At 72.1% G+C, this 15952-nt stretch carries 12 protein-coding genes; 4 read left to right on the top strand and 8 right to left on the bottom strand.

Going from position 1 to position 15952, the window contains the following annotated elements:
- Nucleotides 1-75 precede the first annotated feature (75 nt).
- On the top strand, nt 76-3504 hold the full coding sequence (locus CLV35_RS05930) for a glucodextranase DOMON-like domain-containing protein (RefSeq protein ID WP_121192970.1): 3429 nt from the start codon (nt 76-78) through the stop codon (nt 3502-3504).
- Nucleotides 3505-3580: 76 nt separating this feature from the next.
- Nucleotides 3581-4543: a pirin family protein gene (locus CLV35_RS05925; protein WP_121192550.1), complete on the top strand. Its 963-nt coding sequence runs from the start codon at nt 3581-3583 to the stop codon at nt 4541-4543.
- Between the two features lie 22 nt (nt 4544-4565).
- Here CLV35_RS05925 and CLV35_RS05920 read toward each other — a convergent pair whose 3' ends face one another.
- The 6 genes from CLV35_RS05920 to CLV35_RS05895 form a co-directional block, all read right to left on the bottom strand.
- Entirely contained in the window at nt 4566-5570 is a 1005-nt protein-coding gene (locus CLV35_RS05920) for an ABC transporter substrate-binding protein (RefSeq protein WP_121192549.1), read from the bottom strand.
- Complete coding sequence (locus CLV35_RS05915) at nt 5567-7564, bottom strand: ABC transporter permease subunit (RefSeq protein WP_121192548.1); 1998 nt, start codon at nt 7562-7564, stop codon at nt 5567-5569. The genes CLV35_RS05920 and CLV35_RS05915 overlap by 4 nt, the downstream gene beginning before the upstream one ends.
- Nucleotides 7564-8658 carry a quaternary amine ABC transporter ATP-binding protein gene (locus CLV35_RS05910; RefSeq protein ID WP_121192547.1) on the bottom strand — a complete coding sequence of 365 codons (1095 nt, stop codon included), beginning with the start codon at nt 8656-8658 and terminating at the stop codon, nt 7564-7566. The genes CLV35_RS05915 and CLV35_RS05910 overlap by 1 nt, the downstream gene beginning before the upstream one ends.
- 55 nt (nt 8659-8713) lie before the next feature.
- Nucleotides 8714-10399 carry a ribonuclease J gene (locus CLV35_RS05905; protein WP_121192546.1) on the bottom strand — a complete coding sequence of 562 codons (1686 nt, stop codon included), beginning with the start codon at nt 10397-10399 and terminating at the stop codon, nt 8714-8716.
- A gap of 327 nt (nt 10400-10726) precedes the next feature.
- Nucleotides 10727-11602 carry a DUF72 domain-containing protein gene (locus CLV35_RS05900; RefSeq protein WP_121192545.1) on the bottom strand — a complete coding sequence of 292 codons (876 nt, stop codon included), beginning with the start codon at nt 11600-11602 and terminating at the stop codon, nt 10727-10729.
- Nucleotides 11603-11695: 93 nt separating this feature from the next.
- Nucleotides 11696-12469, bottom strand: coding sequence for an alpha/beta fold hydrolase (locus CLV35_RS05895; RefSeq protein WP_121192544.1), 774 nt, complete (start codon nt 12467-12469; stop codon nt 11696-11698).
- 113 nt (nt 12470-12582) lie between these two features.
- Here CLV35_RS05895 and CLV35_RS05890 point away from each other — a divergent pair, with 113 nt between their 5' ends.
- On the top strand, nt 12583-13398 hold the full coding sequence (locus CLV35_RS05890) for an AraC family transcriptional regulator (protein ID WP_183061765.1): 816 nt from the start codon (nt 12583-12585) through the stop codon (nt 13396-13398).
- A gap of 116 nt (nt 13399-13514) precedes the next feature.
- On the top strand, nt 13515-14444 hold the full coding sequence (locus CLV35_RS05885; RefSeq protein WP_147431890.1) for a hypothetical protein: 930 nt from the start codon (nt 13515-13517) through the stop codon (nt 14442-14444).
- 6 nt (nt 14445-14450) lie between these two features.
- Here the strand turns inward: CLV35_RS05885 and CLV35_RS05880 are convergent, their stop codons facing one another.
- Together CLV35_RS05880 and CLV35_RS05875 are read right to left on the bottom strand one after the other, a co-directional pair.
- Nucleotides 14451-14888, bottom strand: coding sequence for a PDDEXK family nuclease (locus CLV35_RS05880; RefSeq protein ID WP_121192541.1), 438 nt, complete (start codon nt 14886-14888; stop codon nt 14451-14453).
- Between the two features lie 105 nt (nt 14889-14993).
- Nucleotides 14994-15899, bottom strand: a complete 906-nt coding sequence (locus CLV35_RS05875) for an HNH endonuclease (RefSeq protein WP_231121541.1) — start codon at nt 15897-15899, stop codon at nt 14994-14996.
- Nucleotides 15900-15952: the final 53 nt, after the last annotated feature.

Here is a 15952-nt window from a genome sequence, read left to right as displayed (position 1 = left end):
CAAGATCACGTCAATCTCTGCAAGATTCCGGCAGAAGGCCTTGCCGAACCGTCCTCCCGGTGCTTAGTTGTGCCCATGCGAACCAGCCGTCGGCAGTCGCCGACACCACTCTCCAGCCGGCAGTCGCCGGCACGCACCCGCCGGCCGAAGCCGGCAGCCCTCACCGCCGCGGGCGCCCTGGCACTCTCGGGCGCGCTGGCCGCGCCGGTCGCCGCCAGCGCCTCGCCCGCAGCGAGCGCCGCGTCCCCGGCAGCGGCCGCTGGCGCTCCCGCGCGCGGCACCTCCTCGCACTTCGACCTGGCCCGCAAGGACTGCGTCGGCACGGCGCAGAACGGCCGCTCGAAGGTGTGGTTCACCGTCGCCGACGGCGTCCTGTCCGACGTCTACTGGCCGACCATCGACAACACCGAGGTCGAGACGCTGCAGTACGTCGTCACCGACGGCTCGAGCTTCACCGACCTGCAGACCCGCGACACGACGTACACCGTCCGGACCACCGACGTGTCCGGCATGTCGTGCGAGGTCACCAGCACCAGCAAGGCCCACGGCTACAAGCTGGTCACCGAGTACGTCACCGACCCGAAGACCGACGCGGTCGTCATGCACACCAAGCTCGTGACGAGCCGCAAGAACCTCTCGGTCTACGTGCGCTACGACGCCACGGTCAACGGCAACGGTGGCGGCGGCGAGGCCAACGCGGGGGGCGACACCGCGACGTACGACGCGTCCCGCAGTGCGCTGGTCGCCTCCGACACCAGCACCGCGACCCAGGCGGTCAACCGCGACTACGCCAAGCCCGTCTACGCCGCGCTGGCCGCCGACCGACCGTTCACCGCGGTGCGCAACGGCTACGCCGGCACCGCGAGCGACGGGCTCACCGAGCTCGACGCGACGCACGGCCTGGCGAGCAACGCGGCGCCGGCCGCCGACGGCAACGTCGTGCAGACCGGGCGCATCGCGCTCAGCGCGGGCAAGGACTTCACGCTGGCGCTCGGCTACGACTCGCGCAACGCGGGGCGCGCCGCGCACACCGCGTGGAAGAGCGCGCGTACGCCGTTCGCCTCCCTGCGCGGCGGCTACCTGGACACGTGGCACACGTACGACGCCAAGCTGAACCCGCCGCCCGCGACGCTGCCCGGCCAGTCGGCCGCCGCGGCCGCGCAGGCCAAGGCGCAGTACTGGCTCAGCGTCAACGTCCTGAAGGCCAGCGAGGACAAGACCTTCCGCGGCGCGGTCGTCGCGTCGCTCGCGAGCCCCTGGGGCCAGGCGCTCGACGCAGGTGCGCGCGACGCCAACACCGGGCTGCCGGTGTGGTTCGGCTCCTACCGCGAGATCTTCGCCCGGGACCTCTACGAGGCCTTCACGGGCTTCCTCGCCGCAGGCGACACCGCGACCGAGCAGGCGATCGTGCGCTGGCTGTTCCAGTACCAGCAGCAGCCCGACGGCAGGTTCCCGCGCAACTCGCTCCTCAACGGCCAGAAGAACTTCGACAGCGCAGGCGACCAGCTCGACGAGAGCGCCTTCCCGATCCTGGCTGCGTGGCAGGCAGGGCTCGGCGGCGACTCGGAGCTCTACACCACCGGCATCAAGCCGGCCGCCGACTTCGTCGTGGCGCACGGCCCGTCGTTCGGCAACGAGCGCTGGGAGGAGCAGTCCGGCTACTCCCCTTCGACGATCGCCGCCGAGATCGGCGGCCTGGTCGCTGCTGCCAAGATCGCCGACCAGCAGGGCGACTCCGCGTCGGCGCGGCTCTACCGCGCGACGGCCGACTCGTTCCAGCGCCAGATCAAGGCCTGGACGGTCACGACCACCGGCACCTACGGCAACGGGCGCTACTTCATCCGCCTGTCGAAGAACGGCAACCCCGACGAGGCGGTCTCCTACGGCCTCGGCAACGGCTCGGTCACGGCCGACCAGCGCTCGGTGCTCGACGGCGGCTTCCTCGAGCTGACGCGGCTCGGCATCCTCTCGCCGAACGACCCGGACGTGCGGGCCACCGTGCCGCTGCTCGACAAGGTCATCAGCCGCTCGATGCCCACCGGGCGCGGCTACTACCGCTACGGCACCTCGACCCCCGGCTCCGAGGACGGCTACGGCGACTGCTGGGTCGCCGACCCGACCAACTGCCCGGTCGACGGCCAGCCCTGGCCGACCTCGCAGGCGGGGTCCGGGCACGTGTGGCCGGTGCTCTCCGGTGAGCGTGGCGAGGACGAGATCGCCCGCGGTGTGCGCACCGAGGCCGCCAAGCGGCTGCGGATGATGATCGCGTCGTCGTCCGGAGTCGGGCTCGTGCCCGAGCAGGCGTGGGAGGACCCGAGCCTGCCCAAGTCGCCCTACGGCACCGACCCGGCCATCGCGTCGATCGGCTTCCAGACCGGCAAGGCGGCCGGCTCTGCCTCGCCGCTGACCTGGGCGCAGGCCCAGGAGGTACGCCTGGCGCGCGCCATCGCGACGGGGACCGTCGTCGAGCAGCCGGCCGCGGTCAAGGCCCGCTACCTGCACGGCGCGGTCGCGGCGGTGCCGGTCACGATCACCTCGCCGGCCAACGCCACCGAGGTCACCGGTGCCACCACCACCGTCACCGGCACGACCGCGCCCGGCGCGACCGTGACGGTGCAGGCCCTGCTCGAGGGCTCCGAGACCGGCGCGACCGACGTCGTGGTGACCGCCGGCTCCGACGGCTCCTTCAGCGCCGACGTGCCCACCGGCCCGGGGACCACTGACATCAGCGCGGCGGCCGAGCTGGCCGGCGCCACCGGTGTCGCGCGGGTCACCGTGGTCTCGTCGTTCATCCCGGGCACCACGGTGCTCGACGTGACCGACCCGACGGGCGACGACAACGGGCCGGGGACCTACGCGTACCCGCTCGCTGCCGACTTCCACGCCGGTGCCTACGACCTGCGGCGCTTCGAGGTCATCGACAGCGGCGACACCGTCACCCTGCGCTCCACGCTGGGCGACCTGACGCCGACGTTCGGCTCGCCGATCGGCGCCCAGCTGCTCGACATCTACGTCCAGCAGCCGGGTGGCGGCACGACCTCGACCTCCCCCGGGCCGGCGTCGCGCAACTTCACGATCGACCCCGGTTCGGCCTGGACCAAGCGCCTGGAGATCCAGGGCTTCGTGTCGCCGGTGTTCATCGACGCGGCCGGCACCAACCAGGGCGCGGTCACCGTGATCTCCAGCTCGATCAGCAAGACGATCGCGGTGGTGATCCCGAAGGCGGCGCTGGGCGGCACGCCGGGCGCCGGGTGGAAGTTCACGGTCGCGCTGCACGGTCAGGACGGGTTCAGCCCCGACCAGGCCCGTGGCTTCCAGCCGCTGCCGCAGGACTACCAGTTCGGGCTCTGCGCGAGCGCCTCGGTGTCGAGCCCGATCTGCTCCATCGACCCGGGCACGGCGCCCAAGGTCATGGACGTGCTGACGCCCGCAGGGGTCAGCCAGGCCACCGAGCTCGACCCCACGCAGGGCCCCGTGCGCCTGCAGGGCGTGCCGGTGAGCTGACGCTCGACACGCTGGAACGGACGGCCGTCGCGGGCAACCGCGGCGGCCGTTCCGCGTCCGGCGGGACAATGGCCCGGTGAGCCCCCAGCCGCGCGTCCTGCCCGCCGACCCCTCGCCCGTGACCGACGCCGAGAGCGTGCTGCTGGCGGGCCACGACGTACCCCTCGGCCGCTACACCACCGTGCGCCGCCTGCTGCCCCAGCGCCCGCGCCGGATGGTCGGCGCCTGGTGCTTCGTCGACGCGTTCGGGCCCGAGGACGTCAGCGGGCGGCCGGGCATGCAGGTGGCGCCCCACCCGCACTGCGGGTTGCAGACCGTCACCTGGCTGGTCGAGGGCCAGATCGTCCACCGCGACAGCGTCGGGCACGACCAGGCGATCCGGCCCGGCCAGCTCAACCTCATGACCTCCGGTCGCGGCATCTCGCACTCGGAGATGTCACCGGCCGACCACCCGCCGACGATGCACGGGCTGCAGCTCTGGATCGCGCTGCCCGACTCCGCCCGCGGCACCGCGCCCCGGTTCGAGCACCACGCCGAGCTTCCCCAGGTCGCGCTCCAGGGCGGCCGTGCGACCGTGGTCGTCGGCGCGTACGCAGGGGTGCACTCCCCCGCGCAGGTGCACTCGCCGCTGCTCGCCCTGGAGCTCGGCACCGACGCGTCGGCGCCCCTGCGGCTCGAGCTCGACCCGGCCTTCGAGCACGGCGTGCTGGTGCTGACCGGCGCGGCGACCGTCGACGGCCTGGCCCTCGAGCCGGGGTCGCTGCTCTACGTGCCGCCGGGCTCGCGGCTGCTCGAGGTCACCAGCGGTCAGCCGGCCCGGCTGTTCGTCATCGGCGGGGAGCCGTTCGAGGAGCCGCTGGTCATGTGGTGGAACTTCGTCGCCCGCACGCACGAGGAGGTCGTGCAGGCGCGCGAGGAATGGGAGCACGGCGACCGGTTCGGCGTCGTGCGCTGCGACGCCGAACGGCTGCCGGCGCCCGCCCTGCCGAGCGTGCGGCTCAAGGCGCGCGACCGGCACGGGGCGAGCCTGCCGGCCTAGCCGCTGGCCGCCGACCGGCCGGTCAGCCGCCCAGCCAGGCGGCGACCTTGTCGGGGTTGGCCTCGACCCACTTCTTGCCGGCCGCCTCGGGGCTCAGCTTGTCCTCCGCGATGTACTTCGCGACGAGGTTCTGGTCGTCGTTGGTCCACCGGAAGTTCTTGACCAGGTCGTAGGCCGGGCTGCCGCTCTGGGCGAACTTGGTGCTCACGACCTTGTTGAGCGTGTAGTCGGGGTAGTCGCACGCCACCTTGGCGGCGTCGGCGTCGCAGCCCTCGGTCCACGCGGGGAGCGCGACCTTCTTCAGCGCGACCTCGGAGAGGAACCACTGCGGCTCGTAGAAGTAGCCGATCAGCGGCTTCTTGGCCGCCTCCGCCTGCTTGAAGCTGGCGATCAGGGCGGCCTCGGAGCCGGAGTAGACGACCTTGTAGTCGAGCTTGAGGTTCTTGACCAGGGCCTCGTCGTTGGTCACGAAGCCGGGGTCGCCGTCGAGCAGCTGGCCCTTGCCGCCCGACTCGGAGGTCTTGAACATCGCGGCGTACTTGTTGAGGTTCTTCCAGTCGAGCACGTCAGGGTGCGCCTCCGCGAACCAGGGCGGCACGTACCAGCCGATCTTGCCGGTGTTGCCGTCGGGCCCGAGGTCCTGGGCGACCTTCTGGTCGGTGATGTACTTCTTGGCCAGGTCCTCGTGGCCCCAGTTCTCGAGCACGGCGTCGACCTCGCCGGTGCCGAAGCCCTGCCACGAGACCTGCTCGTCGAGGTTCTTCTCCGTGACCGTGCAGCCGAGGCGCTGCCGGGCGACGTAGCTGAAGACGGCCGCGTCGGCCTCGTAGCCGACCCAGTTGTAGACCGCCAGGTTGACGTTGCCGCACGGCGCCTTCGCGCCTGCGCTCGAGCCGCCCGCCGAGGCGGTGCCGCCTGCGGCGTCGGGCTCCGAGCCCACCTTCGTGCCCCCGCAAGCAGCCACCAGCCCCGCTGCGGCGAGGGTGGCGAACAGGCGGACGGGTCGTCGACGTGGGATGAGCCTCATGGAGCGCGGTGCCTCTCTCGCGGTGCTTGTGGTGCGCGGGCCGCGGCGGCCTGCAGCACCCTGTCGAGCAGAACGCCCAGCAGGACGATGGCCACACCTGCGGCGATCCCCTTGCCGAACCACTTCTCCTGGCGGAAGCCCGACACGACGTCGAAGCCCAGCGCCCCGGCGCCGACCAGGCCGCCGACCACGACCATGGACAGGACGTAGACGAGCCCCTGGTTGGTCGCCAGCACGAGGGTACGCAGCGACATCGGCAACTGCACCTTTGTCACGGTCTGCCACGTGCTGGACCCTGCCGCGGTGGCTGCCTCGACCGCGGCCCGGGGCACCCCCGCGATGCCGTCCGCCACGATCTTGAGCACCACGGGCGCGGCGAAGACGACCGCCGCGGCGATGCCGGTGAAGCGGCTCGCGGCGAACAGCGCGACGAAGGGCACCAGGTAGACGAACGCCGGCATGACCTGGGCGGCGTCGAGGACCGGCCGGATCGTGCGGTCGACCCGCGGGCTGCGCCCCATCCAGACGCCGAGCACCACGCCGAGGACGACGACGACGGCGGTCGCGAGCAGGGTGGCCGCCAAGGTGGCCATCGCGTCGGACCACAGCCCGGTGCCGATGATGAGTCCGACGCACACGGCGGCGGTCAGCGCGGCCCGGGCGCTGCCCACGATCGCGGCCAGCGCGACCAGCGCGGCGGCGGTCAGCCACCACGGCGAGTCGACGAGCAGGCTCTGCACCGGGTCGAGCACCCCGCGGGTGACCTCGTCCTTGACCCAGCCGGTCGCCCCGCCGAAGTGCGCCTGCACCCAGTCGACGACCGTGGTCGTGCGCTCCTCGATCGGCGTGCCGAGGTCGGGGCTCGCCGGGAAGCGGGCCGCCCAGAGGTAGGTGTAGCTGAGGTAGACGGCGAGGGCTCCGAGCGCCGTCGCGAGCACGGTGACGGCGAGGCGTACGCGGGGGCCGCCGCCGACCTGCGTGCGCGGCCGGCGCGCGGCGGTGGTGACGCGGTCGCACACGACCGCGAGCACGACGATGGCCAGCCCGCCGTTGAAGGCCGTGCCGATGTCGAGGTGGTTGAGCGCGTCGAGCACCACGCGGCCCAGCCCGGGCGCGTCGATGAGCGCGGCGATGGTGACCATCGCGAGCGCGGCCATGACCGTCTGGTTGATGCCCACGACGATGGTGCGGCGGGCGCTGGGCAGCTGGACGGTGCGGAGCACCTGCCACCGGGTGGCGCCGAGCGAGGTCGCCGACTCGATCGTGGCGCGCGGCACCTCGGTGATGCCGAGGGCGGTGAGGCGGACCACCGGCGGGGCGGCGTAGACCAGTGTGGCGATCGTCGCCGACGCCGGGCCGATCGAGAAGAACAGCGCGAGCGGCGCGAGGTAGACGAACGCCGGCAGGATCTGGGCGAGGTCGAGCAGCGGGGTCACGACCAGCCGCACGCGGCGTGAGAGCCCGGTGGCGATGCCCAGCGGGATGCCGACCAAGAGGCTGAACAGCACCGCGGTGAGCGTGAGGGCGACCGTGTCCATGCTCGGCTGCCACAGCCCCTGGCTGCCGATGAACAGCAGCCCGAGCATCGTCAGCAGCGCGAGCCGCACACCCGACACCGCCCAGGCGCCGAGCGTGGCGACCGTGACGACGCCGAGCCAGCCGACCAGGGGCAGCGGCCGGTCGCCGACGGGCGAGGAGAGCAGGTGCTGCAGCGCGGTGGCCACCGCGTCGATCGTGTCGCGGATGCCGCCGACCACGTTGCGGAAGGCCGGGTTGTCCTGCCGGGCGTCGCCGACGCGGTCGTCGACGGTGTTGAGCCAGGTGTGCAGGCCGGTCACGTCGGACTGCTCGAGCCGCAGCGTGTCGCGACCCTTGAGCCAGGCGAAGAGCACCAGCCACGCGACCAGCGTCAGCAGCGCCGCGCCGCGCCGGTCGACCCGGACGAGGGTGGTGGTGCGGCGCGGGACCGCGCGCACGGTGTCGAGCAGGGCCATCAGGTCGCGTCGTCGACGCCCGCGAGCACCGCGACGACCTCTTCGCGCCCCACGACGCCCAGCAGCTGCCCGTGCTCGACGACGCGTACGGTGCGGTCGTCGGCGAGCACCGCACGGGCCGCGGCGCTGACCAGCACGTCGGGGCCGAGCACCGGGCCCTCGAGGTCGTCGCCGGGGCGCGGCTCGCGCAGCACCCACCGCAGGGTCAGGACCTGGGCCTTGGGGATGTCGCTGACGAAGTCGCGCACGTAGTCGTCAGCAGGGGCGCCGACCAGCTCGGCGCCGGTGCCCAGCTGGACCAGCCCGCCGTCGCGCATGATCAGGATGCGGTCGCCCAGGCGCAGGGCCTCCGACAGGTCGTGGGTGACGAAGACGAGGGTCTTGCCGACCTCGTGGTGCAGGCGGAGCACCTCGTTCTGCATGTCGCGCCGGATCAGCGGGTCGAGCGCGGAGAACGGCTCGTCGAAGAGCAGCACGTCGGGGTCGCCGGCGAGCGCGCGGGCCAGGCCCACGCGCTGCTGCATGCCGCCGGAGAGCTGGTCGGGGTAGGACCCCTCGGAGCCCGAGAGCCCGACCAGCTCGAGCACCTCGCGGGCGCGGGCGTAGCGCTCGGCCCGCCCGGCGCCCCGGATCTCGAGGCCGTAGGCGACGTTGTCGAGCACCCGGCGGTGCGGCAGCAGGCCGAAGTGCTGGAAGACCATCGCCATCTTGTGCCGGCGCAGGTCGCGCAGCGTGCCCGCGCCCGCGTCGAGCAGGTCGGTGCCCTCGAAGCCGATCTCCCCCGCCGTCGGCTCGACCAGCCGGGTCAGGCAGCGGACCAGGGTCGACTTGCCCGAGCCCGACAGGCCCATCACGACGAACACCTCGCCGGGCACGACGTCGAAGCTGACGTCGCGCACGGCGGCCACCGCACCCGTACGCGCCTTGAGCTCCGGCGCCGACAGCGCCTTGAGCTCCGGCGAGGTCAGGAGCGCGCCGGCCTTCGGGCCGTAGACCTTCCAGAGCCCGCGGACGGCGAAGACCGGCTCGGCGGCGTTCCCCGGCGAGGCGGGGCGGCCCGCGAGCCGCGCCTGCTCCTGCGGGTGGATCGCCATGCGTGCGGCTCCTCCGCGCGTCGGGGACTCGACATCGTAGTCGGCGCGCAGGGGGCTACTCCTCGATGACCACCGGCAGGACGATCGGGTTGCGCCGGTGCGTGCGCCACGCCCACTGCGCGACCGCTCGGGTGATCAGCTCCTCGAGCTGGCGCCGGTCGCCGACGCCCTCGCCGGCGGCCTTGGCCAGCGCGGCCTCGATCGCGGGCACCGACTTCTCGACGGCCTCGGTGTCGTGGGCGAACCCGCGCACGAGGAAGTCCGGCGGCTCGGCCAGCTGGCCCGTACGCGTGTCGACGATCGCTACGACCGTGATCACGCCCTCGGCGGCCAGCGTCAGACGGTCCTTGAGGGACGCCTCCGTGACCTGGCCGACCGTGGTGCCGGAGACGTAGACGTAGCCCGCCGCGACCTTGCCGACCGCCTTGGCGCGCCCATCGACGAGGTCGACGACCACGCCGTTGTCGGCGAGCACCACGCGGTCGGGCTCGACACCGGTCTTGATCGCGATGTCGCCGTTGGCCCGCAGGTGGCGCCACTCGCCGTGGACCGGCATGACGTTGCTCGGCTGCACGATGTTGTAGCAGTAGGCCAGCTCGCCGGCGCTCGCGTGGCCCGAGACGTGCACCTTGGCGTTGCCCTTGTGGACGACGTTGGCGCCCCAGCGGGTGAGCCCGTTGATGACCCGGTAGACCGAGTTCTCGTTGCCCGGGATCAGGCTGCTCGCCAGCAGGACGGTGTCGCCCTCGCCGATGCGGATCATGTGGTCGCGGTTGGCCATGCGGCTCAACGCGGCCATCGGCTCGCCCTGCGACCCGGTGCAGACCAGCGCGATCTGCTTGTCAGGCATCTTCTCGAGCTGCTTGAGGTCGACGACCAGGCCCTTGGGGACGTCGAGGTAGCCCAGCTCGCGCGCGATGCCCATGTTGCGGACCATGCTGCGGCCGACGAAGGCGACCTTGCGGTTGTACTTGGCGGCCGCGTCGAGCACCTGCTGGATGCGGTGCACGTGGCTCGCGAAGCTGGAGACGATGACGCGCCGGGGCGCCGTGCGGAAGACCGTCTCGATGGCCGGGTTGAGCTCGGTCTCGCTGACCGTGAAGCCCGGCACCTCGGCGTTGGTCGAGTCGGTCAGGAAGAGGTCGACGCCCTCCTCGCCGAGCCGCGCGAAGGCGCGCAGGTCAGTGATGCGGTTGTCGAGCGGGAACTGGTCCATCTTGAAGTCGCCGGTGGCCAGCAGCAGGCCGGCGCCGGTGCGCACGGCGACCGCCAGGCCGTCGGGGATGGAGTGGTTGACCGCGACGAACTCGAGGTCGAACGGGCCGAAGCCGCGGCGCTGGCCCTCCTTGACCTCGACCAGCTTGGGGATGATGTGGTGCTCCTTGAGCTTGGCCTCGATGAAGGCCAGCGTCAGCTTGGAGCCCACGACCGGGATGTCCTGCCGCTCCTTGAGCAGGTAGGGCACCCCCCCGATGTGGTCCTCGTGGCCGTGGGTGAGCACGACCGCGACGATGTCCTGGAGCCGGTCGCGGATCGAGGAGAAGTCCGGGAGGATCACGTCGACGCCGGGCTGGTGCTCCTCGGGGAAGAGCACGCCGCAGTCGATGACCAGCAGCTTGCCCTCGTGCTCGAGCACCGTCATGTTGCGGCCGATCTCGCCGAGACCGCCCAGCGCGGTGACGCGCAGGCCTCCGCGGGGCAGCTTCGGCGGGCGTCCGAGCTCGGGGTGTGGGTGGCTCAAGTGGCTCCTTCGCTCGGTGTGACGTACGGGTCGCTGCCGCCATGGTCTCGCACGCGGGGGCGTCCCCGCGAACCGGGCGTTCCGCGGGTACGCTGGGAGCAGTCCTTCGTCCTGCAACCAGTGCTCAGGCCGGGCTCCCCATCTGCCGATCCACCTGCGACGAGACGTTGCGACGAACGAACCCGAGGTACCCACTCATGGCGACAACCCGACGTGGCGGGCCAGTTGCGGTCAAGGCCTGCGGCTGCCGGCGCACCTGCTGGCACGGCGTGCCGGTCGAGGCGTCCGCCGACACCGAGCGCGACGGCCGCGGCGCTGTTCGAGGCCTCAGGCGTCCGGCAGCATGTCCGCCAGCTGGCGCGCGTTGACCTGCGCGTAGTTGCGGTAGCAGTTGTTCATCAGCACGTGCACGGTCTCGGCCTTCTCGGCGAGCCCCTCGAGCTTCGGCGCCCACTCCCGCAGCTCGGGCTCGGAGTACTCGTAGCCGAACCGCTCGTAGATGTCCTTCGAGGTCCACTTGTCGCTGTGCCCGTGGAAGCGGACGACAGCCAGGTCGGAGGTCGCCGCCACCACCGGAGGGATCGACGACGTGTGGCCCTGCGGCATGTCGACGCAGACGAACGGCAGGCCGTAGGAACGCAGGAAGTCGAGCGTACGGTCGGTGTTCTTCTCGTCCTCGAACCACGACTTGTGCCGGAACTCCACCGCGATCCGCCACGGCTCCACCCGCTCCTTGCACTGCAGGATGTAGTCGCGGTTACTGCTCCTCGCGGTGAACCACGGCGGGAACTGCAGCAGGATGACGCCCAGCTTGCCGGCGTCGGCGAGCGGGTTGAGGGCTGAGAGGAAGCGGGCCCAGACCTCGTCGACCGCCTTGTCGTCGAGGTCCTTGAGGTAGACGCTCTTCTTCTCCGTCTCGGGACGCAGCTCCTTGTAGAGGGCGGACACCCGCGTCGGGTGCTGGGTGAGCAGCGAGAACGCCTTGATGTTGAAGGTGAAGCCCTCGGGGGTCCGCGCGGCCCAGGCCTCGCTGTTCCGTTCGCTCGGCGGCGTGTAGTAGGTCGAGTCGACCTCGACGAGCGGGAACTGCTCGGCGTAGAACTTCAGCCGGTCCTCGGCGCTCGTGGCGTCGCTCGGGTACCAGCCCGACTCGAGCAGCGTCTTGTCCGTCCACGACGCCGTGCCGACTTTGAGCGTGCCCACGGCAGCAGTCTGCACCTGGGGCTGTCCCTGTGTCCGAACCCATCGCCCGCCGACCTGCGCCGATGCCCGCGTCGCCTCGGACACAGCGAGGCCTCAGTCGAGGAACGCGGCGATGGCCCGAGCCAGCTCCGCCGGCGCCTCGAGCGGGACCAGGTGCCCGCTCCCCCGGAGCACGGTCAGTCGGCCGTGCTGGAGGAACGGCATCAGGTGCGCCTGCACCACCGCCACCGGCTCGACGCGGTCGTGCTCGCCGGCGACCACGAGCACGGGTACGCCGATGCGCGCGGTCTCGGCGCTGACGTCCTCGGCGATGCCGCGCAGCGGCCACTCGGTACGCGCGTACTCACTGCCGCTCGCCAGCGAGTCCTCGACGACCTGGGTCCCGAGCTCGCCCGGCAGGGCGGTCGCGGTCAGCACGGCGTCGCGGACGCCGGCGACGGACTCGGCGCTGTCGTACGCGGTGGCGAGCTGCGCCTGGTAGGCGGGTGTCACCTCGTCGGCCGGCCGGGCTGGTGCGGGCGCGACGAGGACGAGTCCGCGAAGGCCGGCGGGGTGCCTGGCGGCGAGGACCTGGGCGACCTTGCCGCCCATGGAGTGGCCGACCACGACGTAGTCGGCCAGGCCGAGCGACTCGATGACGGCGGCGGTGTCGTCGGCGAGGCGGTGCAGGTCGAAGGGGCCGGGCAGCGCGCGCGAGCGGCCCCAGCCGCGCGTATCGATGCCTACGGTCTCCCGGTCGCCGAGGTGGTCCAGCAGCGGGGTCCACGTGCGGGCCGAGCCGCCCCAGTAGTGCAGCAGCACGAGCGCGGGACCGCGGCCGGGGCGGTGGTCGAAAGTGGGCAGTGGTGTCGTCGTGTCGGTGGTCACGCTGGCTCTCCTCCTGGTGCTTCACGGCCGTCGTTCGACCTGCCGCCAGTCCACTGCTCCGTCATCCCAGCGTCATGAGCGACGATGGACCGCGCATTGAGGAAGATGGACACGTGGCCCCGATCCGGCAGCTGACCTACTCACCGCCCGCCGACGCCTCGGCGCCGGTCGAGGTGATGTCGTTCTCACGGCTGCGCGAGCTCGACCGCGGCGCCACCCAGCGCGGCGACTTCCACGTGCTGGCGCTGGTGACCGGCGGCGCGGGCTCGGTGGCGCTCGACTTCGCCGGCCGGGGACTCGGGCCGGGTGACGCGCTGTGGGTCGGGCCGGGCGTCGTCCACCGGTGGCTCGACATCACGTCGCTGGAAGGCGCGCTCGTGCTCTTCACCCCGACCGCGCCGGCGACCCCGTCGGCGCGGGAGCTCACGTCGGTGCCGGGTCGCGCGGGCTGCTGGCCGGTGCGGGCGGACGCCCTGCCGCTGGCGACCGCTGCGGTGGAGCACCTGCAGCAGGAGTGCTCGTCCGAAGACCCCGGCCCGGAGGTGCTCGGCTGCCTGCTGGCGGTTCTGCTCGCCCGGCTCCAGCCGCCCGTGTCGCTGGCCCCGTCCGGCGACGAGCTGTTCCGCCGCTTCCAGGCCGCGCTCGAGCGCGGCTTCGCCGGGCGGCACGACGCCGGGTCCTACGCCCGGGCGCTGGGGGTCGCACCGCGTACCCTCTCCCGCGCCGCGCTCCGCGCCACGGGCCGCACCGCCAAGGACGTCATCGACGAGCGGCTGGTCACGGAGGCCAAGCGCCTGCTCGCGCACGACGGCCTCACTGCCGCGCAAGTGACCACCCGGCTCGGCTTCCCCGACGCGTCTGCATTCTCGGCGTTCTTCCGCCGCGAGGTGGGTGTCCCACCCGGCCACTGGCAGTCCCTCAACCGCTGACCCAACCCGCTGGGTGTGCAGGTCGCGTCGTCGTGGTGACACCTGCTGCACACGCTGTCCACAGGTGCCGGTCGAGCTCGCCCTCTCGGGTCAGCATCCCCGGCATCCTCGGACGCATGGAGTCGGCGCGACGGGCGGGTGTGGTGACCCGCGCGCAGGCGCTCACCTCCGGCGAGACGATCGCCTCGCTGCGCTGGAAGGTGTCGCGAGGGCGGTGGCAGGTGCTGTGGCCAGGGGTGTTCTACGTCCACTCCGGTCCGGTGCCGGCGCCGGCTCAGGCATGGGGTCGACTGCTGGCGGCCGGTCCTGGCGCGGTGCTGAGCCACGCCTCCGCAGCGGCGATGTGGGACCTGGCACCCTCACCCAGCCCGGCCGTGCACGTGCGCATCCCAGCCACCCGACGGGCACCTGTGGTGCCCGGACTGCAGGTGACGCGTACGCGGCAGCTGGCTCCCCTCGTGCACCCGACCCGTACGCCCGCTGTGACCACCGTCGAGGCGACCGTGGTCGACCTCGCCTCCTCCGCGTCCCGGCTCGACGAGGTGCTGGCAGTGGCGGGCTCGGCGGTGCAGCGGCGGCTGACCACCCCCGCGCTCGTCGCCGCGGAGGCGGGCCGCCGGGAGCGCCTGCGGTTCAGGAAGGAGCTGCTCCTCGCGCTCGACGCCGCGACGAGCGGGGCTCATTCAGCCCTGGAGATGCACTACCTGCACGGAGTCGAGCGAGCTCACGGGTTGCCGGTCGGGGTGCGGCAGTCGCCGGCCCGGGGCGCGCGTGGACGAGTGTTCCGTGACGTCGACTACCGCGGCTACGGCTTGCTGGTCGAGCTGGACGGACGGCTGGGCCACTCCGACGTCGCCGGGCGCCACCGCGACATGGAGCGTGACAATGCCGCCGCACTGGCCGCGGAGGTCACCCTGCGGTTCGGATGGTCCGACGTCCTGGCGCGGCGATGCGGTGTCGCGTCGCAGGTGGTGGTCGGGCTGCGGCGCGGTGGCTGGTCGGGTACGCCCCGGCGCTGCTCCCGCGCGTGCACGATGCTGCCGTAGCCGCCCTCACCGCCCGCGGCGGTCCTCCACCGCGAGGGCGATGCGCAGCGCTGCATCTGCCGGGTCCTCGTGCTCCCAGACGCGTACGGGCAGCCACCCGGCCGCCAGCAACTGCCGGTCGTCGTCGCGGTCGCGCTCGACGACGGAGGCGAGCTTGAGCCGCCACCACTCCGCGTTCGCCTTCGGCGGGTGCAGGTGCACGGGACACGAGTGCCAGAAGCAGCCGTCGACGAAGCCCGCTACTCGGCCGCGCGAGATGACGATGTCAGCGCGCCGACGCCGGCTCAGTCCCTCGGGCGTCGGGTCCACCCGGTAGCCGATGCCCAGCTCGCGCAGGCACCGGCGTACGGCGATCTCCGGCGCGGTGTCCCGCCGCTTCGTGCGTGACAGCAGGCGACGAGCAGCTTCGGACGAGGGGGCCGGAGTCGGCGGCAGGGCGTCCATGCAGCGGACGCTAGGCGCGACCCCTGACGACACCCGATGGCCCTCGACTCGTGTGTGCATGTCGTGTCGGCACCACGACGCAGAACGCACACGCAAGCGCCGATCTCAGGACGCCGAGAGGAATCGCCGATAGCCGATCTCCAGCAGTTCCCGGTCGGGGCGCTCCCGGCGTACCGAGGGGACCTTCATCAGCGGTTGCCCGTGCCGCTCCTTCAGGCCGTGCTGAAGCATCGGCCCATCCACTTCGTCGAGAAGGTCAGCTCGGATCTCGACGACATGGTCCGGCCGGATGCCCAAGATGTGGCTGTCGTACGCAGCATGGTGGATCTTGCAGAGCGCCAGCCCGTTGCGGACCGAGGCGATGCCCGACTCATCGCTGTCCGGCACGATGTGCGCCGCATCGAGGAGCTGAGCATGCCGCAGGGCACACACGGCGCAGCGCGTCTCGTAGGCCCGCATCACCGTCGCGCGGAACACCGGCTGGTGCAGACGCTGCTTGGTCTCTCGCAGCAGGTACCGCTTGAGGTGCTCCTCCACTGGGCTGCCACCGAGGCGGATGTCTCTCTCCGGCGAGACGACGAACTGCTGCTTCTCGGGTTCCTCAGCGACGAAGTAGACAGGGAAGGCAGCCTGGTAGACGCCCGGTGCGATGCCCACGAACCAGATGAGTGGGAGGTGCTGTTCCATCGCCGCGCGCAGGGCCCGGTTCTCCGAGTGGTTGCCGTCGTCGCCACGCCACTTGTAGTCGATGAGCCCATCGGGACGCAGCCCGTCCTCGTACGGACGCTCGGCGCCTTCCCGGCGGTAGACGGTCCGGATGGAGAGCGCCGCGCCGAGGCTCTGCGGCTTGCGGATGCCACGCTGCGCGTCCATGAGCGGCACGCGTCCGCCCCCGTACTCGAACTCACGCAGTTCCTCGAACGTGATCGTGTCCAGGCCGTCGTTCGTCCGCACTCGCAGCCAGTCCATGGCCGCGAGACGAATCCCCAGCTCGTGGTCTGGCGATGGCATGCCCGCAGCTTGGCAGATGGCTGAACCGTTGTGTGTGCGTCTCGTGTCGCCAG

It is taken from the genome of Motilibacter peucedani (assembly GCF_003634695.1).
In the GTDB taxonomy this organism is placed as follows: domain Bacteria; phylum Actinomycetota; class Actinomycetes; order Motilibacterales; family Motilibacteraceae; genus Motilibacter; species Motilibacter peucedani.
Note: the sequence above shows the minus strand (reverse complement) of the source record. Positions and strands in the feature narration are given on the sequence as shown.

Excerpts from the sequence above, each read along its gene's own strand:
- CLV35_RS05930 (WP_121192970.1), top strand. The coding sequence starts at position 76 with ATGCGAACCAGCCGTCGGCAGTCGCCGACACCACTCTCCAGCCGGCAG.
- CLV35_RS05920 (WP_121192549.1), bottom strand. The coding sequence starts at position 5,570 with ATGAGGCTCATCCCACGTCGACGACCCGTCCGCCTGTTCGCCACCCTC.
- CLV35_RS05915 (WP_121192548.1), bottom strand. The coding sequence starts at position 7,564 with ATGGCCCTGCTCGACACCGTGCGCGCGGTCCCGCGCCGCACCACCACC.
- CLV35_RS05910 (WP_121192547.1), bottom strand. The coding sequence starts at position 8,658 with ATGGCGATCCACCCGCAGGAGCAGGCGCGGCTCGCGGGCCGCCCCGCC.
- CLV35_RS05885 (WP_147431890.1), top strand. The coding sequence starts at position 13,515 with ATGGAGTCGGCGCGACGGGCGGGTGTGGTGACCCGCGCGCAGGCGCTC.
- CLV35_RS05880 (WP_121192541.1), bottom strand. The coding sequence starts at position 14,888 with ATGGACGCCCTGCCGCCGACTCCGGCCCCCTCGTCCGAAGCTGCTCGT.
- CLV35_RS05875 (WP_231121541.1), bottom strand. The coding sequence starts at position 15,899 with ATGCCATCGCCAGACCACGAGCTGGGGATTCGTCTCGCGGCCATGGAC.